Raw genomic sequence first — 24917 nt, forward strand, 5'->3', positions numbered from 1 at the left:
TAGAGTACGTTGTTTTATATCAGTATAATGCAAGTATAGAACGTTTTTTACAAGATTACAATGAATACAGAAAGGCGGTTCTTTAACGATGAAATTTACAGATGGTAACTGGTTGATTCGTGAAGAGTTTACACTGTCTACAGCGGTTCAAGCTCATGATTTTACGATTGCAGATCAAAAATTGACGGCCTATGCTTCAACGGCTCCAATCCATGGCCGCGCAAATACGATTAATGGTCAATTGCTGACCGTTCAGTTTCACTCCCCGTTTCCAGGTGTAATTGGCGTGAAGCTTGTACACTTTGCTGGCACCGTGGATCAGGGCCCTCATTTTGAACTAGCTGGCGGTAACGGCGATCATGTTCAAATTCTTGAAAATGATGATTATGCCGAGCTGAAGAGCGGCAATTTGAGCGTTAGAGTTAACAAGGGGGCGCAGTGGTCTGTTGACTTCTATCGGGGCTCTGAGCGCATTACAGGCAGCGCTTTCAAATCCATGGCACATGTTAAGGAAAATAACGGCGCGGTGTATATGCGTGAAGAGCTTGACCTCACGGTTGGCGAGTATGTATACGGGCTGGGTGAGCGTTTCACTTCGTTCACAAAAAACGGCCAAGTGGTGGATATTTGGAATAAGGATGGAGGCACAAGCTCAGAGCAAGCCTACAAGAACATTCCTTTTTATATTACAAACAAAGGGTATGGAGTATTTGTGAATGATCCGGGCGCTGTATCCTTTGAAGTTGCTTCGGAGAAGGTAAAGAAGGTCCAATTTAGTGTACCAGGCGAATCACTCGAATATTTCGTAATCGACGGACCGGAGCCGAAGGAGGTTCTGAACAAATATACGGCGCTGACAGGCAAGCCATCTCTGCCTCCGGCATGGACATTTGGTCTGTGGCTGACGACGTCGTTTACGACGAATTATGATGAAGCGACGGTCAACTCTTTTGTAGACGGTATGGCGGAAAGAGATTTGCCGCTGCACGTCTTCCATTTCGACTGCTTCTGGATGCGCGAATTCCACTGGACAGATTTCAAATGGGACGAGCGTACCTTCCCGGACCCAGAAGGAATGCTGAAGCGTCTTAAAGAGAAAGGGCTTAAAATTTGTGTATGGATTAACCCATATATCGCGCAGCGCTCCGCCTTGTTTGAAGAGGGCAAGAAGCATGGCTATCTTGTGAAGAAGCCTAACGGCGACGTATGGCAATGGAATCTCTGGCAGCCGGGAATGGCGCTCGTTGACTTCACGAATCCTGATGCTTGCGAATGGTTCGCCGGCTATCTGAGCGATCTCGTAGATATGGGCGTAGACAGCTTCAAGACGGACTTCGGTGAGCGGATTCCAACGGATGTCGTCTACCATGACGGATCCGATCCGGTGAAAATGCACAACTACTACACTCAACTGTACAATAAGGTTGTATTTGAAGTGTTGGAAGAGAAGCTTGGCAAGAATGAAGCAGCATTGTTTGCCCGTTCGGCTACAGCAGGCGGACAGAAGTTCCCGGTTCACTGGGGCGGGGACTGCTATGCGGATTACGAGTCGATGGCAGAGAGCCTAAGAGGCGGATTGTCGCTTGGAGTTTCTGGTTTTGGCTTCTGGAGTCACGATATCGGCGGATTCGAGAATACGGCGCCTGTCGATGTATTTAAGCGCTGGCTCGCATTTGGCCTTCTGTCCAGCCACAGCCGTCTCCATGGAAGCAGCTCGTACCGGGTACCATGGGCTTATGATGAAGAGGCCGTTGACGTAACGCGTTTCTTCACGAAGCTGAAATGCCGCCTGATGCCGTACTTATTCGACACAGCGGTTGAAGCTACGGAACTGGGCGTACCGACGATGCGGGCAATGTTCCTGGAGTTCCCGGAAGACCCGGCAAGCGAAACGATTGATCGCCAATACATGCTTGGTGATTCCGTGCTAGTAGCGCCGGTGTTCAGCAAGGAAGGCGATGCAGTTTACTACTTGCCAGAAGGAAAGTGGACACATCTCTTGACGGGCGAAACCATCGAAGGCGGAAAATGGCGCAAAGAAAAATACGACTTCTTCAGCCTCCCGCTCTTTGTACGTCCGAACTCCATTCTGGTTATGGGAGCCAACGATACTAAACCGGACTATGATTTCGCTCAAGATGCGGATGTCAGATTGTATCAAATCGAGGACGGTGCGCAAGTATTCCGTAAAGTTCGCGGCGTGAAAGGCGAGACCGAGCTGGAAATCGCAGTATCACGTGAAGGCTCTGCGCTCCGTATTACAGCAGAAGGCGTTGGCAAGCCGTTCAGCATTAGCCTGCATGGTTTTGGAGAAGCTGCATCGGTACAAGGCGGCGGTCAATTAAGTGCTGACGGCAGCATTGAAGTAAGTTCGTTCAGCAGCAAAACGGAAATTCAGGTTACCCTTAAATAAGGTGAATTAAATAACAGACGGCTGTTAGAGTAACGCGAGTCGGATTGGCTTGTTGTAGATATCAGACGCATAGACATGTGGAAATATCCCCTATCGGTTATAGGGGGTATTTTCCGTTTTTTTGGAGTCTTGTCTCCCTTTTAGTCATAACCTCGCTTTGTCATAATATAGAAGTAAGCTATAGCCTAGCGAGGCGGATTGTATTTATTTTAAATTGAAATGGGCATATGCCGGGAGGGGCTAGTCAAACGATGGATGCTAGAAACAGAGATGCAAAATGAAGGTTAGAAGATAAGGGGGAGGTGAGTCTTGATGAGAACCAAAATTGTGCGTTTATTGAATGATCTAAAGTTGAAGCACAAGTTATTGATGACTTATATCGTGGTCGTTATGCTTCCTGTTCTGATTATAGGGGGAGCGGTAACCGGCTATTTTAGGGCGCAGGCGATGGATCGGGCAATTGAGCAAACTACGAATGATGTGCAGAAAATTAAAAGCCAGCTTACGACAATGCTTCGTGCTCCGACAGACATTTCCAATACGATGATGTTCGATAAAACGCTGCAAAAAATGGTTACTACGCAATATCCTAACGTGCTTGAACTGACCAAGGCCTATTTGGCATATGAGGACTTCAAGGATTACGTCCGGCTTTACCGGGAAATTTCTGCGATACGTTTTTATTACGACAATCCGACGCTTATTAACAATATGGAGCTTATTCCATTAGAGGAAGCAACCCGTTCTACAGCGTGGTATCAGAGGGCGATGCAAACGAAAAGCATAAACTGGTTCTATATTCATGATGAAGAGGATGTCCCTGTCCGTAAATTAAGTTTGGTGCGGCAAATTCCTTTTCCGGAATATCGATCAAGCGGAGTACTTATGATCGTGATGGATCAGGAGGAGTTAAACCGGATGCTGCGGCAGGAGCAGTTTGAGACGCTGATATTCGATGAACAGGGATATATTATTGCCGGTAAAAACCCAAAACTTGTAGGACAAAATATATATGATCTGGATTATGGCATCAATTTGCATCAACAGGTAAACGGAGCGCACAAGATGGATGTAAATGGCGAGCCATCCTATTTGGTCATCGAGGATTTACTTCCGGAATCCAGCGTAAACGGCTTAAAGATAGTATCTGTCTTTGCAACGGACGCCATTGTAAAGGATGCCAATACCGTTAGTTTTTTGGGCCTGATTTTTGTATTGCTTGTATTGCTGATTGCACTGCTATTTGTTTATATCGTGTCATTCCTTATGACAAACCGGTTGTTGCGTTTAAGTCGTCATTTTAACCGGCTAGCATTAGGCGATCTCGCTGTCGTTTCTTCCGTAGATGGAAATGATGAAATTGGACAATTATCACGTCAGTTTAATTATATGGTTGAGAGTATTAAATTGCTGATGAATCAGGTTGTAGAAAAGACGGAGCAGAACAACTCTCTGGAAATTGCGCAAAGGGAAATTAAGCTGAAGATGCTGGCCAGCCAAATCAATCCACATTTTCTGTTTAATGCGCTCGAGTCAATCCGGATGAATGCCCATATGAAAGGCGAGAAGGAAATCGCTAACGTCGTTCGCCTACTGGGAAAATTGATGCGCAAAAATCTAGAGGTAGGGCGGGAGCAAATAACTTTGAAGGAAGAGCTGGACATGGTTCGTTCGTATTTGGAAATCCAAAAGTTCCGCTACGAGGATCGATTGAACTATGAGTTGATTATCGATCGTAGGTTAGAGGGGATTTTCATGCCGCCTCTAATTATTCAGCCGCTCGTTGAAAATGCCGTTGTGCATGGAGTGGAGAATAAGGAAAGCGGAGTAAAAGTGAAACTGATTATTCAAATCGTTGGCGAACATGCGGAAATTATGATTGAGGATGATGGAGTAGGGATGACCCCGGAACGCCTTGATGAGGTGAGAAATTCGCTCCATGGATTGGAATCAGGGGTGGATAACCGTATTGGCTTAAGCAATGTTCAGCAAAGACTTGTAATGACCTTCGGCGAGCAGCATGGTCTAAACATCTCTAGCAAATTCAATAAAGGCACACAGATATCTTTCACAATTCCCTTAAAAAAGGGACATATCTAATTATCGCTGATGAATGTCTAATTTCTATATGGTTTTCTCTGAAATCTGTCGGGTATTACCTAACCTCCTTCTGGTTTATCTTTAATATATAGTCAGAAGGGGGGATTGGACAGACAAATGAAGACGCTCTCAGCGCAAGCCGATACTAGAAATGTAAGCGCAACCCCTGAACCGCCGAAGCAGCGGAAGAAAGGAATATGGCGAACAGTAGTACGGCAAAGATACCTTTATATGATGTCCGTGCCATTCGTAATTTGGTTATTTGTATTTAATTATTTACCGATCTGGGGCTGGACGATGGCCTTCCAGAATTATAAACCATCCAAGTCGTTTTTTGAGCAGGAATGGGTCGGGTTAAAGCACTTTGTCGATTTATTCCAGGACGAAAGATTTTACCTCGTATTAAGGAATACGCTGGCGATGAGCGTAATGGGCTTAATTGCAGGCTTCGTTATTCCAATCGCTTTTGCGATATTTTTGAATGAATTGCGGGGGAAATATTTTAAACGAACCGTCCAGACGATATCTTATTTGCCCCACTTTGTCTCATGGGTCGTTGTCGCTGGGATTGTTACAAAGATGCTCTCTATTGACGGAGGCATTGTCAACGAGGTTTTGCTTGCACTTCATATTATAGATGAACCTATTCAGTTTATGGCCCAAGGTAAATGGTTCTGGGGAATTGTAACCGTTTCCGATGTGTGGAAAGAGACTGGTTGGAACGCCATTATTTATTTGGCAGCCATCGCTGGAATTGACAGGGAACTGTACGAGGCTGCAAAGGTAGATGGTGCGGGTCGTTTCAGACAAATGTGGAATATTACCTTGCCGGGAATCCGGACAACCATTTCTGTATTGCTGATTATGTCGATTGGTCATTTGATCGGTATTGGCTTCGAGAAACAGTTCCAGCTCAGCAACTCACTCGTAACGGATTATTCGGAGGTTCTCGATTTGTATGCATTGAATTATGGGATTAACATCAGTCGGTTCTCTTATGGTACGGCAATAAGCATGTTTACTTCTATAGTAAGTATCATCCTGTTGCTTACAGCGAACGGTATCATGAAGAAAACAACAAAAGAAAGCATCATGTAGGGGGAGGAAATAAAATGGCAAGTAAAGCATTCGACTCCACCAAATCCGATCGAATCTTTGATGTTTTCAACTTTATAATCATGACGATCATTATGGTTATCACGTTATATCCATTTTTGAACGTGCTGGCGATATCGTTAAATGATTCAACGGATACGGTTCGGGGCGGTATTTATCTGTGGCCGCGTGAGTTCACCTGGGAGAATTACAAGACCATTTTCAGCTACAGCAGTTTGATTCAAGGCTTCAAAATAACGATTCTGCGTACGCTGTCAGGAACTGTTCTAGGTTTGTTAAGCGGGTCTATGCTTGCGTATACGCTGAGTCGGCAGGACTTCAAATCAAGAAAATTTATCTCTACTTTTCTGGCTCTGACGATGTATGTTTCCGGCGGTTTGGTGCCGACTTACATGCTGATGCGGCATTTGGATCTGATCGGTACATTCTGGATTTATATATTGCCTGGTATTGTCAGCGCATTTAACGTCTTTGTCATCCGTTCCTTCATTGATGGCTTGCCATATGCATTGCAAGAGTCGGCAACACTGGACGGAGCGAATGATTTCACAATTTACTACAAGGTGATTCTCCCGCTTTGTAAGCCGGTATTAGCAACCATCGCGTTGTTTCTGGCGGTGGGACAATGGAATTCCTGGTTTGATACCTACCTGTATAACGGGAATAAACCGCACCTGACTACACTGCAGTTTGAATTGATGAAGATTCTGCAGAGTACGAACCAGGGAGCTAACATGATTAATGCTAATGATATGGCCAATCAAATGGCTCAAGTATCTCCGGAGTCGATTAAGATGGCGATAACCATTGTCGTGACATTGCCCATTTTGTTCGTATATCCTTTCCTGCAGCGTTATTTCGTATCCGGCATGACGTTGGGGGCTGTCAAGGCATGAATGATCTAGAGTTCAGTTCCGTCACTTATTCAGAAGCGTCGGAATTGAACTACACAGTAAGCTCATTTCCAACAACTTAAACTCTGCCACTGTCTGCTCATAGCCTTGGTATACGCAGGGATAACCTGTTATACAGATATAGTTTATGTGATTATTACTTGAGGGGGAAAGTAGAAATGAAATGGAAAAGTCCTAAGACGTTTGCTGCACTTTTACTAGCAAGCACATTGCTGCTCAGTGCCTGCGGAAGCTCCGGTAGCGATAGCAAGAATGCGGGGAATAGCAGCACTGGAAATACAAACCAAAGCAGTAAAGCGGGAGATGATACAAGTCCGATCACATTTACATTTTTTGGTGCAGATGCTAGTCCGAACTGGAATAACATGCAGGACGATATCGGTAAAGTGATTACCGAGAAAACAGGTGTAACCATCGATGCTGAATATGATGTGGGTAGCGGCGGTGGAGAGAATAAACTAGCTTTGATGACAGCTAGCGGCGACGTTCCAGATATGATTTTTGCAAAGGGCAACTTGTCCAACCTGGTGGATGCTGGCCTTGTAATCGACATGGCTCCGTTAATTGAAGAGCATGCTCCGAATATCAAAAAGATCTTCGGTGATAACATGAACCGTTTAAAATACAGCAATGATGATCCTTCCATTTATTCCATCGTTACGAATATGGGGGTAGACCAGCAATCATTTGATGCTACTGGCGGTTTTGAAATTCAGCAACGTGTACTGAAGGAGCTTGGCTATCCAAAAATTCGCACGGTGAAGGACTTTGAAAATGCGTTAAAGCAATATGTGGAGAAGCATCCGACAACGGATGGACAGCCTACGATCCCGCTTACGTTGAACGCTGATGATTGGAGAATTATGATTACGGTTACAAACCCGGCATTTGCAGCAACGGGCGCGCCGGATGACGGCGAATATTATGTCGATCCAGAAACCTATGAAGCCAAGCTTCATTACAAACGTCCGGAAGAGAAAGAGTATTTCCGGTGGCTAAACCATATGTACAATGAAGGATTGCTTGATAAAGATACTTTTGTGCAAAAGGATGACCAGTACAAAGCCAAAATCGCCAGTGGACGTGTGCTCGGTCTGATCGACCAGGAGTGGGGATATCAGGATGCTGAAAACGCATTAAAAACAGCAGGCAAGGACGAATACACATATGCGCATTTCCCAGTAACATTGACTGAGGAGTATGTCGATCACTCCTTCCAGTCAGCAGGCGTTGACGGGTATGGTATTAGTATTACAACTGCTTGTAAAGATCCGGTTCGTGCGATTAAATTCCTCGACTGGATGTCCTCCGAAGAAGGCCAAATCCTAAGAAACTGGGGCATTGAAGGAAAGCATTACACGATCGAGGATGGTGTACGGGTAATTCCACAAGAAATTCAAGATAGAAAGGTCAATGATGCAACTAACTTTACGAAAGAATCTGGTATTAGCCTGTACTTAACTCTCGGTGCTCGCTATGGCGATGGCGTGAAGGATTCAACTGGCAACTACTATACAACGAATTTCCCTGAGCAAATTGTTGCTGGGTATACCGAAGCAGAGAAAGAAACTTTAAAAGCTTACGGCGCTACCACTTGGAAAGATCTGTTCCCGTCGGAGGAGGATTTCCCAGCGAAGGAATGGGGCGCGCTATACAATATGCCGGTTCCAACAGATGGCGATTACCAAATCATTTTTAAGAAAACACAAGATATCATTCGTAAGCGGATTCCGGAAGCCGTTCTAGCAAAACGCGAGAATTTCGATAAAATCTATGATGATTTCCTTGCTGAGCTGGATAAAGCCGGTGCGGAAAAAATGGAAGCCGAGTATACCGAGCTCGTTAAAGCAAGAGTAGCTCTGTTCACAGGTAAGGATATTAAATAGTTCAGCTTACAGAAATAGAAATTATGAAAATTGTATAGCTTGAATGCAGAAAAGGCCCGTAAATACTCGGGCCTTTTCTCTAAGTTACTGTATGCGGAGGGGAGAAAATGAGTAGAGAGCACCGGGCTGACCGCGAGGGAGTAAAGCTGTGGTACAATCAGCCGGCCTCCCGCTGGGAAGAAGCTCTTCCCGTCGGGAACGGAAGGTTGGGGGGGATGGTGTTCGGCGGGGATCGCAGCGAGCTCATTGCCCTGAATGAGGATACGCTGTGGTCTGGATTTCCACGTGATCATCATAATTATGATGCGCTTCGCCACTTGCAGCGGGCGCGAGAATTAATATTTGCGGGGGAGTACAGAGAAGCGGAGCAGCTGATCGGGGCCAAAATGCTGGGCAAGCGGACGGAGTCGTACCAGCCGCTGGGAAATTTGAAATTAGAGCATAGAGGCATTGGGGGCATCACGGATTATTACCGTGAACTGGATTTGGACACGGGAATTGCCATGGCTAAATATTATGCGAATGACACCTATTTTACGAGAAAGGTATTTGTCAGCGCGGTAGACCAGTTGTTGGTCGTGCATTTGTCGGCAGAAGGACAGAAGACGATTCAGCTAGGTATCACTCTAGATTCTCCGCTTCTGCACAGCGTCAGGGGATGTGATGAAGGGGATGGACTTGTCATGCGCGGCCAGGCTCCGAGTCATATCGCCGACAACTATAGGGGGGATCACCCTCAGTCTATTCTTTATGAAGAAGGCCTCGGATTGTCCTATGAAGTGCATCTGCGTGTGTTGCATAACGGCGGGAGTGTGAGTGTACGAGATAATGGACTGCTAGAGGTCTCCGACGCAAACTCAGTAACGCTGCTGCTCGCGGCGGCTACCGATTTTGTCGGTTATGGCATTATGCCGGGAACGGGTGGCATAGAAACCAGTATTGCCGAGAAGTGCAGGAAACCGCTGGCAGCCTCGCTTAAGCAAGGGTATGAAGTGCTGCTTCGTAATCACGGCAGGGATCATCGGAGAATGTTCCGCCGGGTAGAACTGCATTTGGAGTCGGAGTTGAAGCCGGTGTCTCAGTCGGAATCGGGAACGCCTCCGAGACCGAGTAACCCGGATAATAGCTCACTACCGACGGATGAGCGTCTTAAGGCTTATCAGTCCGGCAAGCCCGATCCGATGCTGGAGGCGCTATATTTTCAATATGGACGCTATTTATTAATGGCAAGCTCCAGACCGGGCACGCAGCCAGCTCATTTGCAAGGAATTTGGAATCCGCATATGCAGCCTCCCTGGAATAGCGATTATACGACAAACATTAATACAGAGATGAATTACTGGCCTGCGGAAATCTGTAATTTAAGCGAGCTGCATAAGCCTTTGTTTGACTTGATCAAAGATTTGAGTGTAACGGGGGCGCGGACGGCGCGGATTCATTACGGATGCGGGGGCTGGACTGCTCATCATAACGTGGATTTATGGAGGTCTGCTACACCGTCGGATGGGGAACCGAGCTGGGCGTTCTGGCCCATGGGCGGGGTATGGTTATGCCGCCATTTATGGGAACATTACGCTTTTAATTTGGATCGAGGTTTTTTAGCAGAAACGGCTTATCCATTAATGAAAGGCGCGGCTGAATTTTGTCTCGATTGGCTTGTTCCGGGGCCAAGCGGAGAGCTTGTTACTGCCCCCTCGACTTCGCCGGAGAATAAATTTTTGACGAGGGAAGGAGAGCCATGCAGCATATCCGCGGCTTCCACAATGGATCTGTATCTCATTCGCGAGCTGTTCGAGCATTGCATGCAGGCGGCTGAGCTTCTGGACATCGACGGGGAATTTGTCTATAGGCTCACGGAGACTTTAGAGCGTATGGCCAAGCCGGAGATTGGCCCGGATGGACGATTACGGGAATGGAGCAAGGATTATCCGGAAGCTGAACCCGGGCATCGTCATGTGTCGCATCTATACGGCCTGTACCCTGGAAATGCCATCACACCGACTCGCACACCGGATTTTGCCGAGGCAGCCCGCAGATCACTGGAGAGCCGGATCGTTCAAGGCGGAGGTCACACCGGCTGGAGCTGCGCCTGGCTGATCAACCTGTACGCGAGGTTGAAAGACGGGAATACGGCTCATCGTTTCGTGAATACCCTGTTGTCCCGCTCGACGTATCCGAATTTATTCGATGATCATCCGCCGTTCCAAATCGACGGTAATTTCGGCGGCACGGCTGGAATTGCCGAGATGCTGCTCCAGAGCCACGAGGGGACGATTGAGCTGCTGCCCGCATTGCCGGAGGCTTGGCCTAGTGGCCGCTTCAGCGGCCTCAAAGCGAGGGGCGGCTTCACGGTTAGCGCGGCTTGGGAGAACGGCCGCCTGAAATCAGCCGCCCTGGCCTCCAGCTTGGCAGGGTGGTGCTCCGTCAAGTATGTAGAGCCGTTAAGTGTTCAGGCGCCTGACGGAATCATAGTGAGCACGGGGGAGCGGTTCTGGGCCGAAGCGGGCGAGACGTACTTGGTTCAACTACGGAGCTAGGGCGTTACGACCGGTTGGTCGATGTGCTTGCTAGGATTGCGGACTGTTGACAACGGACATCAAAGGCTATATTATGCAGTCACCTATGCAATAAGGAGTGCTACTGTTTCAATCTGGCACCACCAAATCCTTAAATGTAAGAGGAGGATATTCTCTATACATTTACTGATATTGGTGGTTCTTTGTTCTAGGACTGAATATGAAGAAGGGGGGAGAGGACTATGAGCAGTAAATTCTATATGATAGGTTTAGGTCTAGCAGCATTGTTGGTAGCATTACTGGCAGGATGTTCCGCCGCTTCTTTGCCTGCAAACGAAAACAATTTGTCTAGTGAAACAATATTTGGGGAAATGGAAGCAAGCGAGCGTGATGAGCGGGAGGAGCATTCTGCTGGGATTGAACAACTGGAAACCGGGCTGATCTCCGAGCAAGTTGAGAAGGAAGCTGAATCAGAGTTTGAGGGCAAGCAAACAGAGATTGGGCAGATTTTCGAGCAAGAAAGGTATGAAGCCCTGTTTGAAGCTGAGGCTGAGGCCGATCTAGCAGAAGATCAGCCAGTCGTTGCGATTGTGAAGAAGCGAGAGCTACCCGAAGGGTTTGTTTATGTGGATGAGGTGCTGGAACATGCTTTGTACGACATTCGATATTATAGTGAATACAACTTTGTTGGAGAACGAATCGATGGCTATCATGCGCCGTTTGCTATTTTAAGCGAGCAAGCGGCAATTGCTTTAAAAAATGCAGAACAGGTGCTGGAGCCGCTTGGTTATGTCTTGCTCATTTATGATGCTTATCGCCCGCAAAAGGCGGTAGAGCATTTTGGTCGATGGGCGGCAGATGAGCAGGATGTAAAGATGAAGGAGGAGTTTTACCCAGACATTGACAAGGAATATGTATTCAAGCTAGGTTACCTTTCACGCCGGTCAGGTCATTCACGCGGCAGTACGGTTGATTTAACACTGGCTGATCAAGAAACAGGAGAGCCGCTTGACATGGGCGGAATACATGATTTTTTGGGGGAGATTTCCGCTCATGATGCGGCAGGCTTGACAGAAGTGCAGGCAGAGAATCGTTTGCTGCTGAAAGAAACGATGATGGCCGTCGGTTTTAAACCGTATCGTAAGGAATGGTGGCATTATACATTGAACAACGAGCCGTATCCCAAAAAGTATTTTGATTTTGATGTGGAATAAACCGAATAACGAATGGAATCCATGTGCTTAATTATGCTCTGAACGAATGTTTCAGGGAATTAGATGGATTTTATGCTCCTAAAATCAAGAAACTTACCCATGATTGGCATTTCCCTTCTTTTAGCGACATGAAATACATTTAAATTAATTTGCATGCATTGCCGCAGAAACTAACTACTATAAATCCACTTATTTAAGTTAAACTATTGAAAAGGCTATAAGGGCAAGCACGTAAAATGTTCCTGCGATCATTGTTGCTCCCAGATTTTCTGGATTATATATTATATAGATAAGCTATTCTGCTTAAAAATAAGTCGGATCATATATTTAAATTCGCAAGACAGCCCAGAAGATGGAGCCCCCCTTCTTCTGGGTCTTTTTTGCCTTTTTGTAAGGGAATCGCTGCAATTTGATCAGAGCCAGCAAAGCTTGGAGCTCAGAGTAGCCCTTCTATGAACTCGGTTATGATTTAGGTTCAGACAGAAGGCAGCGCGTCCCTTTTTTCTCTGCGAATTACGCCTCTCACTATTAGCATTAAGAATACACCTTGCGAAAATGTTGCGGTGTCATACCGGTAGTCTTACGGTACGTAGCGACGAAATGGCTTGGATCGCGAAATCCGGTAAGCTCGGCGATCGCAGCGACCGTCAGCTCGGAGCGGCCGGCCAGCAATTCCTTTGCTTTATGAATGCGCATCTGCACGAAGTAGGCATATGGGGAGAGCCCGAAGGCACGCTGAAATAATTTGCTCAATTGTCGCCCTGACATTTGAGCGATTTCTGCGAAATCATCCAGACCGACATCGCTGTCGCCGAGATTCTCTTCCATCCATTTTAATATGGGAATTAGCCTTTCAATATTGCGGGAGGTATACATCTGGTTGATTTGACCGTATTTGCTCAGCATGCCTAGAAAGCGATAGGCATCTATCGAGGTTTCGAGTCCGAACATATCTGTGTCCGTATCGAGCCTGGCCAGCATAGTGCTCAGCAAGGTTACAAATGTTGAATTGGAATCAAGGCGGTATTGCGATGAAGTCTGTACGCCGAACGAAGATATAATTTGCGCAGCCGCCTCACCGCCAAAGGTCAAATAATAAGTGCGCCATATTCCCGGTACGGAAGCTTCGTAGCTATGGGGCAGTCCCGGAGGCAGCAGCACTCCTGTTCCTTCGGTCAATCTGATGGTTTCATTGGCATAATTGAGAATGCCCTCGCCTTCCTCGGTTTGTATCCAGTGATACTTGGGATAGCCATCCGGCCGGGTGATTGGCTCCTGGTCGGGATTATAACCGATACTCTCAACGCTGATCGGTAATCCGGAAGGACCGGATGGCGAGAATACGAATCGGCGCATCGCTTTGGCAGTCAATGGGATCACCTACTTAATGGAGTTCCATATTATTATATCCTTAATCAATAATATTATATATATAGCAGTAATTGAAGAGATTACAATGATAATATAATTATATTTCATTAAAGGATGTGTATGGCATTGATTAATGATAAACTACCGAAAATTTGGTACGGCGGGGACTATAATCCGGAGCAATGGGGGCCGGAGGAGTGGAGCGAGGACGATCGCATGTTCAAGTTGGCTGGTATTGATGTGGCGACGATTAACGTGTTCGCCTGGGCTCTTCTACAGCCGGATGAGGAAACTTACGACTTTTCGACTTTAGATGCGACCATGGATCGTTTATATAACAATGGGGTATATGTTTGCCTGGGAACAAGCACGGCGGCACACCCGGCTTGGATGGCAAAAAAATACCCCGATGTGACGCGCGTGGACGTACAGGGGAGAAAACGCAAGTTCGGCGGCAGACATAATTCCTGTCCAAACAGTCCAACTTATCGCAAGTATTCTACCCGTATTGCCGGTAAGCTGGCTGAGCGCTATAAGGATCATCCAGCGCTGCTTATTTGGCACGTGTCAAATGAGTACGGAGGTTACTGCTATTGCGAGAACTGCGCCAAAGCCTTCCGCGTGTGGCTCAAGAAGCGCTATAAGACGATCGAGAATTTGAATAAGGCCTGGAACACACGCTTCTGGGGACATACGTTCTATGAGTGGGATGAAGTTGTTCAGCCAAGTGAGCTGAGCGAAGAGTGGGACGGAAATCGCACCAATTTCCAAGGGATATCTCTCGATTATCGCAGATTTATGTCAGACAGTCTGCTGGAATGCTACAAGCTGGAGCATGACGAGATCAAGAAGTATACGCCGAAAATTCCGATCACGACCAACCTCATGGGAACGTACCCTGAGCTGGACTACTTTAAATGGGGCAAGGAAATGGACGTTGTATCTTGGGATAACTATCCTTCCCTGGATACGCCGATCAGCTTCACAGCGATGAGCCATGATTTGATGCGCGGACTCCGCAGTGGACAGCCGTTCATGCTGATGGAGCAGACGCCGAGCCAGCAGAACTGGCAAGCCTATAATTCGCTGAAGCGCCCAGGCGTGATGCGTCTATGGAGCTACCAGGCCGTCGCGAGAGGCGCGGACACAGTGATGTTCTTCCAGTTGCGGCGTTCGGCGGGAGCCTGCGAGAAGTACCATGGCGCTGTTATTGAACACGTCGGGCATGAGCATACGCGGGTCTTCCGGGAGTGTGCTGAGCTTGGACGCGAATTGCAGCAGCTGTCCGATAAGCTGATCGATGCGAGGACGCAGGCTAAGGTTGCTATTGTCTATGACTGGGAAAACCGCTGGGCTACGGAATTATCGTCTGGACCGACCGTTGCTTTGAAATATGTGGATGAGGTGCATAAATACTACGATGCTCTCTTCCAACTGAACATCGAAGTCGATATGGTGAGCGTGGAAGAGGATTTTAGTAAATACGACCTGGTTATTGCTCCCGTAATGTATATGGTGAAACCTGGCTTTGCGAAAAAAACAGAGGATTTTGTCTCCAGCGGGGGGACGTTCGTTACAACCTTCTTTAGCGGTATCGTCAATGAGAATGATCTAGTGACGCTTGGCGGTTATCCTGGTGAGCTGCGCTCCCTTCTGGGCATATGGGCCGAGGAGATCGACGCGTTGTTCCCGGATCAGAAGAATAGAATTGTTATGAAGCAGCCATGGGGAGAACTGCAAGGCGAGTATGATTGTGGTTTGCTCTGTGACTTGATTCATTCCGAAGGTGCGGAGGTCCTGGCTGAATATGGTGATGATTTCTATCAGGGCATGCCGGTGCTCACGAGGAATCGATTTGGATCCGGTCAAGCTTACTATATAGCCAGCAGCCCGGAAGAATCCTTCCTGCAGGGCTTCCTGAGCAATCTGTGTGCGGAAAAAGGGATTAAGCCGCTTGTCTTGGCTGGAGACGGCTTGGAGTCTGCCCGCCGCGTGAAGAACGGGAACGCGTATCTTTTCTTGCTTAACCATAACGCAAGCCCGGCAGAGGTGCAAATCGGCGAAATCGAACAGAAGGATCTTCTTACGAATGAGACGGTTAAAGGTACGGTTATGGTGCCGGCTCGCGGCGTAATGATCTTGGAGAGCAAGTTGGATTAAAGTCTCATCAACAGTGGGCTTTTGAGCAATTGCGGGCTTGCTGGTTAGAGCTTCAAGGCTGAAGTATGAAAGATGTAGTTTGTTGCTTGTGCAGAGCTAGAAGGGAACGAAAAATGGTTCAGCATCGTAACAAGTAGGAACGAAAGGTGAGGCGCTTGCGGTATGCAAGCGCCTGTTAACTTTTGTATAACTAACTGTTCTCGAGAATCGTGTTCAAAGTGCTCCGATCTAGCCCTTGAACGAGCTTAATTAGCAGCTCTTTGGCCGCCGCGTAATCATCCGTATGAATGATTGAAGAGGAGGTATGAATATAGCGGGAGCAGATGCCGATGACAGCCGATGGGACGCCAATGCCGCTTAAATGTACTTGCCCTGCGTCAGTGCCGCCTGGCGAGACGAAGTATTGGTATTTGATACGGTGTGTATCCGCCGTGTCCTGCACATATTCAAGCAGGCCACGATGTGTCAGCATGGTCGGATCATAGATACGCAGTAGCGTGCCTTCGCCGAGCTTGCCGAAAGCCCGTTTATCTCCGGTCATATCGTTGGCAGCGCTGGCATCCAAGGCGAAGAAAATATCCGGCTGAATCAAGTGGGCAGCCGTTCTAGCTCCGCGTAAACCGAGCTCCTCCTGGACGTTAGCTCCGCAGTATAGCGTGTTCGGAAGCTTCTTATCGTGAACTTCCTGCATCAGCTCGATCGCCAGCCCGACGCCGTAGCGATTATCCCAGGCTTTCGCCATAATTTTCTTTGGATTGGCTAGCGGGGTAAATTCGCAAATGGGTACAATTTGCTGGCCTGGCTGTATGCCAAAGGATTCCGCTTCGGCACGATCATCCGCTCCAACGTCCAGATACATTGCTTTAATATCTACGGGCTTGCTGCGCGCGGCCTCATCCAACAAATGCGTCGGAGTAGAGCCGACCACGCCGATAATTGATCGCTCAGGGGTAATAATCTGCAAGCGTTGTGCTAATACCGCCTGGCTCCACCAACCGCCGAGCGGTTGGAAGGTGATCATTCCGCTGTCCGTAATGCCTGTAACCATAAATCCTACTTCGTCCATATGACCGGCTACCATGACTTTAGGTCCCTGCTCATCTCCACGAATTACACCGAACAGGCTGCCCAGCCGATCCTGTACAAATTCCTCCGTATATACTGATAGCTTCTCCTTCAGTAAGGCCCGAAGATTTCTTTCGAAACCCGGAGCAGCCGGAAATTCAGTTAGTTGTTTAAAAAGTGATAGTGTCTGTTCGTTCATATCCTGTGTCTCTCCTTCCGTCTATGTTTAGTATGAACTAGCTTTTCTGGATTGTCTATGCACCCCGATATGTCGCCGTGCATATAGTGCATGAGAGCATGCTGGGAGTCATAGGGAGGCAATTGCGATGGAACGTTATTCCAAGGACTGGCTGTTGATCTGCTTATTGTTCATTTTGCTCGTTATCGTGCTTCTATATTTGTAGCGACCCTAAGAAAAATAATGGCGGCGTAATCTCATGGTCAATATGACTATAGGCAAGCTGCTCTCAATTGGGGGAAGTGCCGCGTCCACTGGACGCGGCATTTGGCGTTCTGGGTATTTTTGCAATATGGATGATTTACCAAACATAACAAGCTTTGATCCGGCAAATAATATGTGGCAGAGCATGAATATACACGACAATTTGCAGTTTAATATGACGCATATGTAGAAAGGAGGAGTAGAGATTGCCTGCCAAAAGCAAATTCAGATCCAGAGTGAAGCTTAATTCCTTATCGATGAATGAACAGGAATACAAAGATCTCGCCAAGCAGCACAGGCCAAAGACAAATGTCGTTGGAAACTGCCTGAAAGCCTTTCTTGTAGGGGGGACGATCTGCCTGATTGGTCAGTGCATTCAACAGCTGTTTATGACATTTGCCAATATGACGTCCCAGGAGGCAAGCAGTCCTACCGTTGCCGTCTTGATCTTGATTTCCGTCATCCTGACCTCACTTGGGGTTTACGATAAAATAGCACAGTGGGCGGGAGCTGGTTCAGCTGTGCCTGTTACGGGCTTTGCGAACTCCATGTGTTCGTCGGCGATTGAATCGAAGGCGGAGGGGATCGTCCTTGGTGTAGGCGCCAATATGTTCAAGCTAGCGGGCTCCGTTATTGTGTTCGGTGTAGTAGCAGCGTTTGCTGTAGGCGTTGTGCACGTTATTTTTGGTTTGGGAGGAGTGCATTAGCGGTGTTAATCGGCTCGCAAACCTGGAGGTTCGACTCCAAACCATTCATTATCGGCGCATCCGCGGTCGTTGGCCCTGAAGAAGGAGCTGGACCGTTGTCGGCTGATTTTGACTTTAGCTATGACAATCTTGAAATTGACGAGAAAACGTGGGAGAAGGCTGAGCGCAAGCTACTGGAGCACGCGTCCGCACTTGCGCTCGTTCATGCTGGAATTTCTAGGGACGAGCTGCAGATTTTTATCGGCGGGGATTTGATGAATCAAATCATTAGCACCACATTTGCTGCGAGAAAGATCGCCGTTCCTTATCTTGGCGTATTCGGAGCCTGCTCTACGTCTATGGAAAGCCTGGCCCTGGCTGCACTTATTGTCGATTCAGGAGGGGCTCAGTATGCGATGGCTGGAACCGCCAGCCATAACTGCACGGTGGAGAAGCAGTTTCGTTATCCGACCGAATATGGTTCACAAAAGCCGCCGACTGCACAATATACGGTTACAGGCGCTGGCTGCGCCGTCGTATCGGCACAGGGTGTAGGACCGAGAATCACCCACGCAACGATTGGAAAGATTCAAGATCTCGGCGTTAAAGATCCCTTTAACATGGGGGAAGCGATGGCTCCGGCTGCAGCAGATACGATTGTGGCTCATTTTCGGGATACGGGGCGTACCCCGGCTGATTATGATTTAATCGTCACAGGGGATCTGGCTTCCGTCGGCCATGGCATTGTAAAGGATATGCTGAATAAAGATGGCCTATCCATGGCTGGAACAGAATTTAACGACTGCGGGCTTATGGTTTATGACCGGGAAAAGCAGCAATATGTTATGGCCGGAGGTAGCGGGTGCGGATGTTCTGCGGTGGTTACTTACGGACATATTTTCAAAAAATTAAAACGATTCGAGCTTAGCCGCGTGCTCATCATTGCGACAGGAGCCTTATTGTCTCCCTTGTCCTACCAGCAGGGAGAGAGCATCCCCTGTATTGCCCATGCGGTCGCTCTGGAAATGGAGGAAGGCGTGAAATGATTTTTCTATGGGCGTTTATCATTGGGGGACTGTTTTGCGTCGTCGGGCAATTAATGTTCGATGTTCTTAAACTCACTCCCGCTCACACGATGAGCACATTAGTTGTAATAGGAGCTCTAATGGATGCATTCGGCTGGTATGATCCACTTGTTAAATTCGCAGGGGCAGGAGCTTCTGTACCGATTACAAGCTTCGGAAATTCGCTCGTTCACGGCGCTTTGACCGAGCTGCAGAATGATGGCTGGATCGGGGTTATTACCGGGATCTTCGAAGTTACCAGCGCGGGTATCTCGGCGGCGATAATTTTCTCCTTTCTCGCCGCGCTTGTCGTACGTCCGAGAGGATAAATTGGATAAGTATTCCCCAGCGCTAATGAGGTGTGCCGAATACTGTTGAAGCAGCCAAAGAAGAAGTGATGGGCCTTGACCTGAGCTACTGAAGTATATCGCTTGTACTTGTAGTATTCCTGTTGGCGAGGTGCACCCCAAAGGTAGAGTAAAATCTAACTCTCGGGGTGTACTTTTAGTTGAGAAGATTTTGTAGCTGTAACCTGTTTGTAGCTGTAACCTGATTGGACGAATGTTACACGAAATTTTGTGCGGATATTGCATGCATGGAATGAATATTGTATGGATATTGCATGCATGGAAGGAATGCCGCACGCAGCACACAGGCGTCATATAAGCACCACACAAGTACCACGAAAAAACACCACGCAAGCAGCACGAAGAAACCCACGCAAGCACGATAAAGCATTGCACAGACAACCACGTATGCACCACACAAGTAGCACTCAAGTAGCACACAAGCACAGCGCCCTAGAAGTACGTAATGAAAGTTCTCAGCATTCACGGATGCATAAATAGTAACTGGATTTGTTGTAATTAAATGATACAATTTCTCGTCGAAAAAATAATTAACTGGATTCGATGTATTAAAAAAGATGATGCTGGACGAGTACGGCCAAAAACAATACATTAGATGCACGAAATCCACCTATTTTCACGGAAGCACCGGCTGGGAGGGAAATAGATACATGGAATCGATCTATCCTTAGGTTCGCACCTGTTCCCGGCAAAAGTGTGTGCTAACAGTGGATGTATGCTTTACGGGCATCTGTATAATCACAACTAATCGTTGCTACATACAACACCAACTATTAAACGCCGCATGTCTGCTACATACAACCAACCACTGAACGCCGCACGTTTTCTACATACAACCAGCTACTGAACGCCGCACGCTTGCTGCATTCAGGCCAACAAAAGTAATCGCATCGTATGTACATCGACAGGCTGCATCTATGTTATAGCAGCTATGTTCAAATGAGCCATCATCATACGCAATAGCTATAATTATAGCTGGAATCTTCTCCTGCACCACCCACCTGACCGTCAAGGTATTCAAAGGACGCCGCAAGATGCTTTTCTTCTGAAGGAATACTGTGAGTAGAGTGTACTTCCCCTCCTTGCTTCATGTACAATAAGTGTAAGTGTGACGAATTATGTCTGGGGAGGGAATTATTGATGCCCGTAAGAGAGCAATCGATACAAACGATGTCTGCTGTTCGCGCAAATCTGGAATCTTGCATACTAGGGAAAGAATTTGAAATAACTCTTCTTCTCACTGCTCTTCTTGCTGGAGGTCACGTTTTGATAGAAGATGTTCCCGGGACGGGGAAAACCCAGCTAATAAAAGCGATGGCGAGATCCATGAGCGGAGACTATCGACGCATCCAGTGTAATCCTGATATTTTACCGAGTGATATTACCGGCGTGTCCGTTTTCCATCCGCATGAAGAACAATTTGTATTTCGGCCGGGTCCAGTTATGACGAATATTCTGCTTGCGGATGAAATTAATCGAGCCACCACGAAGACGCAATCCGCTCTGCTTGAAGTGATGGAGGAACGCAGCGTAACTGCGGATGGACATACATATGAGCTTCCGCATCCATTTATGCTCTGTGCGACGCAAAATCCGATCGACTTCGAGGGAACCTACATGCTGCCGGAAGCTCAGCTCGACCGTTTTATGATGAAAATAGCGATGGGCTATCCTGATGAGGCGACGGAAAAGGCGATGCTGCAGTCCCATACGAAAGGCCAGCCGATCGATCAGCTTCAGGCGGTGACCACGATGGACGAAATCGCCGCTATCCAGGAAGAAATTCGCGATGTTTATTTAAGCGATGCGTTAAGTGACTATCTGCTTAACATCGTTCGTCGGACCCGGGAGCATGATGCCGTCATCCTTGGGGCCAGTCCGCGGGCTACGCTTGCTTTTGTGATGGCGGTCAAGGCGTATGCCTTCTTGCAAGAACGCGATTACGTCATCCCCGACGATATCAAGACGCTTACCACTTATGTATTAGGGCATCGGATTTTGCTTCGTCCTGAAGCTCGGCTTGGCAGCATGAGCTCCCAGCAGGTGCTTCAGCAAATTATCAATCAGGCCCATGTGCCTGTATCGTCGGTAGGTTAATGAGATGCGAGCCCTGCTTAATACATGGAGGTCAAGCTTACGTTCATTGAAGCTTTGGAGAATGGCCTCATTATGGCTGATATGTCTTCTCTATCTCTTATTCCAAGGCGGCAAAACTTCATTTATGTTGTTCGCGATGGTTACCCTGCTCGCAGGTTATTGGCTCCTCGGCAGCTTGGTTGGAATAAGGCAGATCAAGGGAAACAGGACGATGTTATCGCTTGAGGGGGAGCAATTTCTGCTGCAGGCAGGAGATCAGGCGCAGATCAAGCTCCATTTGCAGCTTCCGCGGCTGATGCCGATGCCCTACATTATCGTAAGAGAGGTTATGAAGCGTCATAACGGGGATTCATGGGCTTTTGAGGATAGCGTCGTACCACAAGTGCGCGGTGAAGCGGAGCTCGTGTATAATACGCCTGCACTTGAACGAGGTAAGTATGAATTTGTAAGTACGGAATGTACGTCAGAGGATATATTTGGATTAATGGAGCATCGTGGAACATTTCAAGCAGGCGGACAGTTTTGCGTGCTGCCCAGAACGGTGTTTATCCCGCATTGGCAGCTTTATAGCAGAAATTCAAGACTGCCTGGTCCGGAGACGGCTATGTCCAATTCCCGCCGGGAAACAACACAAATTAACGGAGTACGCGATTATGTATACGGTGACCGGATCTCAAGAATTCATTGGAATGCTACGGCAAGGACGGGGACGTGGAAATCGAAGGAGTTTGAACATGAGTCTCTACCGAAGACTGTTCTCGTGCTGGATGCGCACAAGAGTAGTTACGCAAGTTCGCAGCAATTTGAGTTAGCGGTATCTGTCAGCGCTTCTTTACTGGAGTATGGCTCGCGAGAAAGGATTAACATGGGGCTGTGCACGATGGGTAGGGAGCTTCGCAGATTTACGCCAGCCGAAGGGTATATTGAACGTCAGCAAATGATTCACCATTTGGTTGATATCGATGTGGACGGTGACGGGAGCCATCGAGGCAGGCTGGAGGAGATACGCGATTTTTTCCCGGCCGGATCCTTTTTTATATTTATTAGTCCGCTAGCGGATGAAACAGCGATGAGTGTACTGAACTGGGCAAAGACCAGGCAGATGACACCCTATCAAATCGAGGTTGGGGTTTCGGCTCAAGGAAAGACCACACGGTCATATTGGCAATCGGTCTTGCACAATCAGGGGATAAGAGCTGTACACATCTCCTCCTTGCAAGATCTTCCCATCGCGATGGGGGGAGGTCTGGCATGAGATTGGGGAAGCACACTGAGCCAGTATGGTACAGGCTCTCCGTTATTGTCTGGATGATGATTGTCGCTTTGCAGTGGATTGATTATACGGAGCCGATTTGGTATCAGGAGACGACAGCCCTAGTAACCACTACATTGATTGCTGTTGCCTTATGCGAAGCTTTGCTGCATTCTCGGCCATGGCTTAATTGGACGGTTAAGGCCCTTGCTGCCATAGTCATTCTTCGCATCGTTCTAGGCACTTATATTTATTATCCTTACGGCCCGATATTTCCAGATCAGGTTCGTCAATTGCTGGCGCATGCATCGCCTTATATTTGGTTCTCATTAAGTGCATGGGGGTTATTCGATTTATTGATCCGCTTGCTGACCGACAGAGCCAGAGTCATGATCTTCCTTAGCTTCAACTTGCTTGCGTTCACGATCCTCGACTCTTTTACTTCCTATTATTTATGGGGAAATGTGGCATGGCTCGTATTTGCTGGTCTTGGCTGGCTCGTATGCCTCCATCTTCGCAGGTTTCAGCTGAAATACCCTCAGGGATGGGTGAAGCTGCGCAAGGAACCGCTTAAGATCACGCTGAATATTATAGTTATTTTTGCTTCGGTGCTCCTGATTGGCATCAGTATGCCTGCTGTGTCTCCTACTTTAACCGACCCCTACTCGGCCTGGAAAAAAAGAACAACCCCTGTGCAGGTACCCGTGCCAGGAACAATTGCACCGAGCGAGGTAAGTCAACCTACGACGCCGAATTCCCCAGAGGAGGTTCTGTCCGGCTACAGCCGGGACGATACCCGATTAGGGGAAGGGTTTGATTTCAGTTACAGCCCTGTTATGAACGTTACTTCGGAGGTTCGCTCTTATTGGCGGGGGGAAACGCGTCGGATTTATACCGGTACAGGTTGGGCAGACCTAAGCAGGGAGGGTCGGGATACGCATTTTTATGCGGGAGGAACTCAAAGCGAACCATTGATTAATCGCGAAGCTGGCAAGATCCAGACTCGCATGGTAGAACAGATCGTAACGATGCAGACGGACCGGTCTTATCCCGTTCTGTTTGGGGGCTATTCCATTAGTAGTGTTGAAGTGCTGGATGAAGAAGAAGACATACGGCCGCGAATGAATTGGGCCAGTAAGGAAGCAGAACTGTATTGGAACGGATTTCGCGGTGCCGAGCTCGGTTATAATTATCCGAAGCGGTACAAGGTCATCGCTGAGATTCCGATTATTCCTGTGGAGGAATTGAGGCAAGCTAGTTATGACACGCTTTATCCTTCCCGTAGTGTAGATACTAAATACTTGCAGATCCCATCGGACTTTCCAGAGAGGGTACGTAGTTTGGCGGAGGAAGTAACAGCGGAGGGAAGTACCCCGTATGAGAAAATGGAGCTCCTTCAGTCGTATTTAAGGCAAAATTACGAGTATACGAATAAGCCGGATCTTTCACGAAAGCAAAGCAATGATTTCGTCGACAGCTTTTTGTTTGAAATTAAGCAGGGCTATTGCGATTATTATTCTACCTCTATGGTGATGATGGCCCGTTCACTCCAAATCCCCGCCAGATGGGTAAAAGGCTATGCGCCGGGCAGCATGCCCAGCATTGAAACGCTGCAGCGATTTCCAGAGATGGACACCGGATATAGAGTAAGCAATTCCGATGCTCATTCCTGGGCTGAGTTATACTTTGGCGAAGAATATGGCTGGATTCCGTTTGAAGCGACTCCGGGCTTTGATACGATACTGCTGACGCCGGAAGAGGAGAGCGTGGAGACATGGACGGAGGAGTTGGAGGAGGAGCGCGAGAGCATTCAGGAAAAATCAAGCATCCTGGATGAGATGGATCTTCGCACACTGCGCTGGGTTTTTGGTGTATCAGTTGCTGTGCTGGCCTTGTCTCTCGTTTATTTTTTTCGCTCGGAGCTGTATTTAATGCTGTTAAGAATCCGCCTTGGGCGCAGCTTGACTTTAGGGGAGAAAATCTCCTTTGAGGTGCTCAGCGTGGTGCGGCGATTAAGGCGGCATGGACTCTATAGAGAAGGGCACGAGACGATGAGGGAATCGTTTGTCCGCTGGGAAGTGGCGCAGCCTGAGTGGTCGCACTTGCTCCGACCGCTGCTGGTTAGCTTCGAGAAAGCGAACTACAGCCCGGAAGCTGTTTCGATGGAGGATTGGCAGCAAGTGAAGGAGCTTTCCCGCAAGCTACAGAAAGCGGTGCAAGCACGAAGGAAGTTAAGGTAGGTTTAAATAAGTA

The 24917-nt window shown here is 47.8% G+C and carries 16 protein-coding genes; 14 read left to right on the top strand and 2 right to left on the bottom strand.

Annotated elements, in window-relative coordinates; translation table 11 throughout:
• Positions 1-88 precede the first annotated feature (88 nt).
• The 7 genes from yicI (at position 89) to EIM92_RS11790 (ending at position 12159) form a co-directional block, all read left to right on the top strand.
• Positions 89-2413: an alpha-xylosidase gene (yicI, locus tag EIM92_RS11760; RefSeq protein WP_125082789.1), complete on the top strand. Its 2325-nt coding sequence runs from the start codon at positions 89-91 to the stop codon at positions 2411-2413.
• A 312-nt stretch (positions 2414-2725) separates the two neighbouring features.
• Entirely contained in the window at positions 2726-4513 is a 1788-nt protein-coding gene (locus EIM92_RS11765; protein ID WP_125082790.1) for a cache domain-containing sensor histidine kinase, read from the top strand.
• A gap of 117 nt (positions 4514-4630) precedes the next feature.
• Complete coding sequence (locus EIM92_RS11770; protein ID WP_125085145.1) at positions 4631-5611, top strand: ABC transporter permease; 981 nt, start codon at positions 4631-4633, stop codon at positions 5609-5611.
• A gap of 14 nt (positions 5612-5625) precedes the next feature.
• Positions 5626-6525, top strand: coding sequence for a carbohydrate ABC transporter permease (locus tag EIM92_RS11775; protein WP_125082791.1), 900 nt, complete (start codon positions 5626-5628; stop codon positions 6523-6525).
• A gap of 176 nt (positions 6526-6701) precedes the next feature.
• The gene (locus tag EIM92_RS11780; protein WP_125082792.1) at positions 6702-8429 is read left to right on the top strand and encodes an ABC transporter substrate-binding protein; all 1728 of its coding nucleotides are present in this window, start codon (positions 6702-6704) and stop codon (positions 8427-8429) included.
• Between the two features lie 107 nt (positions 8430-8536).
• Positions 8537-10966, top strand: coding sequence for a glycoside hydrolase family 95 protein (locus EIM92_RS11785; RefSeq protein WP_125082793.1), 2430 nt, complete (start codon positions 8537-8539; stop codon positions 10964-10966).
• Positions 10967-11187: 221 nt separating this feature from the next.
• Complete coding sequence (locus tag EIM92_RS11790) at positions 11188-12159, top strand: M15 family metallopeptidase (RefSeq protein ID WP_211344362.1); 972 nt, start codon at positions 11188-11190, stop codon at positions 12157-12159.
• 534 nt (positions 12160-12693) lie between these two features.
• Here EIM92_RS11790 and EIM92_RS11795 read toward each other — a convergent pair.
• Positions 12694-13530, bottom strand: a complete 837-nt coding sequence (locus EIM92_RS11795) for an AraC family transcriptional regulator (RefSeq protein ID WP_125082794.1) — start codon at positions 13528-13530, stop codon at positions 12694-12696.
• A 126-nt stretch (positions 13531-13656) separates the two neighbouring features.
• Here EIM92_RS11795 and EIM92_RS11800 point away from each other — a divergent pair, with 126 nt between their 5' ends.
• On the top strand, positions 13657-15690 hold the full coding sequence (locus EIM92_RS11800) for a beta-galactosidase (protein WP_125082795.1): 2034 nt from the start codon (positions 13657-13659) through the stop codon (positions 15688-15690).
• A gap of 190 nt (positions 15691-15880) precedes the next feature.
• Here the strand turns inward: EIM92_RS11800 and EIM92_RS11805 are convergent, their stop codons facing one another.
• The gene (locus EIM92_RS11805; protein ID WP_125082796.1) at positions 15881-16954 is read right to left on the bottom strand and encodes a M42 family metallopeptidase; all 1074 of its coding nucleotides are present in this window, start codon (positions 16952-16954) and stop codon (positions 15881-15883) included.
• A gap of 449 nt (positions 16955-17403) precedes the next feature.
• Between EIM92_RS11805 and spoVAC the strand changes: the two genes are divergently transcribed.
• The 6 genes from spoVAC to EIM92_RS11840 all read left to right on the top strand — a co-directional run bounded on the left by spoVAC (position 17404) and on the right by EIM92_RS11840 (position 24904).
• The gene (gene spoVAC / locus EIM92_RS11815) at positions 17404-17904 is read left to right on the top strand and encodes a stage V sporulation protein AC (RefSeq protein ID WP_246020947.1); all 501 of its coding nucleotides are present in this window, start codon (positions 17404-17406) and stop codon (positions 17902-17904) included.
• 2 nt (positions 17905-17906) lie between these two features.
• Entirely contained in the window at positions 17907-18929 is a 1023-nt protein-coding gene (spoVAD, locus tag EIM92_RS11820) for a stage V sporulation protein AD (protein WP_125082798.1), read from the top strand.
• Entirely contained in the window at positions 18926-19276 is a 351-nt protein-coding gene (spoVAE, locus tag EIM92_RS11825) for a stage V sporulation protein AE (RefSeq protein WP_125082799.1), read from the top strand. Before spoVAD ends, spoVAE begins: the two co-directional genes overlap by 4 nt.
• A gap of 1179 nt (positions 19277-20455) precedes the next feature.
• Positions 20456-21412: an AAA family ATPase gene (locus EIM92_RS11830; RefSeq protein WP_125082800.1), complete on the top strand. Its 957-nt coding sequence runs from the start codon at positions 20456-20458 to the stop codon at positions 21410-21412.
• 4 nt (positions 21413-21416) lie between these two features.
• Positions 21417-22667 (top strand): DUF58 domain-containing protein, encoded by a 1251-nt coding sequence (locus tag EIM92_RS11835; protein ID WP_125082801.1) that lies wholly within the window; start codon positions 21417-21419, stop codon positions 22665-22667.
• Entirely contained in the window at positions 22664-24904 is a 2241-nt protein-coding gene (locus EIM92_RS11840; RefSeq protein WP_125082802.1) for a DUF4129 domain-containing transglutaminase family protein, read from the top strand. The genes EIM92_RS11835 and EIM92_RS11840 overlap by 4 nt, the downstream gene beginning before the upstream one ends.
• Positions 24905-24917 lie beyond the last annotated feature (13 nt).

The sequence above is a fragment of the Paenibacillus lentus genome (genome assembly GCF_003931855.1).
Classification (GTDB): domain Bacteria; phylum Bacillota; class Bacilli; order Paenibacillales; family Paenibacillaceae; genus Fontibacillus; species Fontibacillus lentus.

What these genes read in the sequence shown, in the direction of transcription:
- yicI (WP_125082789.1), top strand. Translation starts at nt 89, where the DNA reads ATGAAATTTACAGATGGTAACTGGTTGATTCGTGAAGAGTTTACACTG.
- EIM92_RS11765 (WP_125082790.1), top strand. Translation starts at nt 2,726, where the DNA reads ATGAGAACCAAAATTGTGCGTTTATTGAATGATCTAAAGTTGAAGCAC.
- EIM92_RS11770 (WP_125085145.1), top strand. Translation starts at nt 4,631, where the DNA reads ATGAAGACGCTCTCAGCGCAAGCCGATACTAGAAATGTAAGCGCAACC.
- EIM92_RS11775 (WP_125082791.1), top strand. Translation starts at nt 5,626, where the DNA reads ATGGCAAGTAAAGCATTCGACTCCACCAAATCCGATCGAATCTTTGAT.
- EIM92_RS11780 (WP_125082792.1), top strand. Translation starts at nt 6,702, where the DNA reads ATGAAATGGAAAAGTCCTAAGACGTTTGCTGCACTTTTACTAGCAAGC.
- EIM92_RS11785 (WP_125082793.1), top strand. Translation starts at nt 8,537, where the DNA reads ATGAGTAGAGAGCACCGGGCTGACCGCGAGGGAGTAAAGCTGTGGTAC.
- EIM92_RS11790 (WP_211344362.1), top strand. Translation starts at nt 11,188, where the DNA reads ATGAGCAGTAAATTCTATATGATAGGTTTAGGTCTAGCAGCATTGTTG.
- EIM92_RS11805 (WP_125082796.1), bottom strand. Translation starts at nt 16,954, where the DNA reads ATGAACGAACAGACACTATCACTTTTTAAACAACTAACTGAATTTCCG.
- spoVAE (WP_125082799.1), top strand. Translation starts at nt 18,926, where the DNA reads ATGATTTTTCTATGGGCGTTTATCATTGGGGGACTGTTTTGCGTCGTC.
- EIM92_RS11830 (WP_125082800.1), top strand. Translation starts at nt 20,456, where the DNA reads ATGCCCGTAAGAGAGCAATCGATACAAACGATGTCTGCTGTTCGCGCA.
- EIM92_RS11835 (WP_125082801.1), top strand. Translation starts at nt 21,417, where the DNA reads ATGCGAGCCCTGCTTAATACATGGAGGTCAAGCTTACGTTCATTGAAG.
- EIM92_RS11840 (WP_125082802.1), top strand. Translation starts at nt 22,664, where the DNA reads ATGAGATTGGGGAAGCACACTGAGCCAGTATGGTACAGGCTCTCCGTT.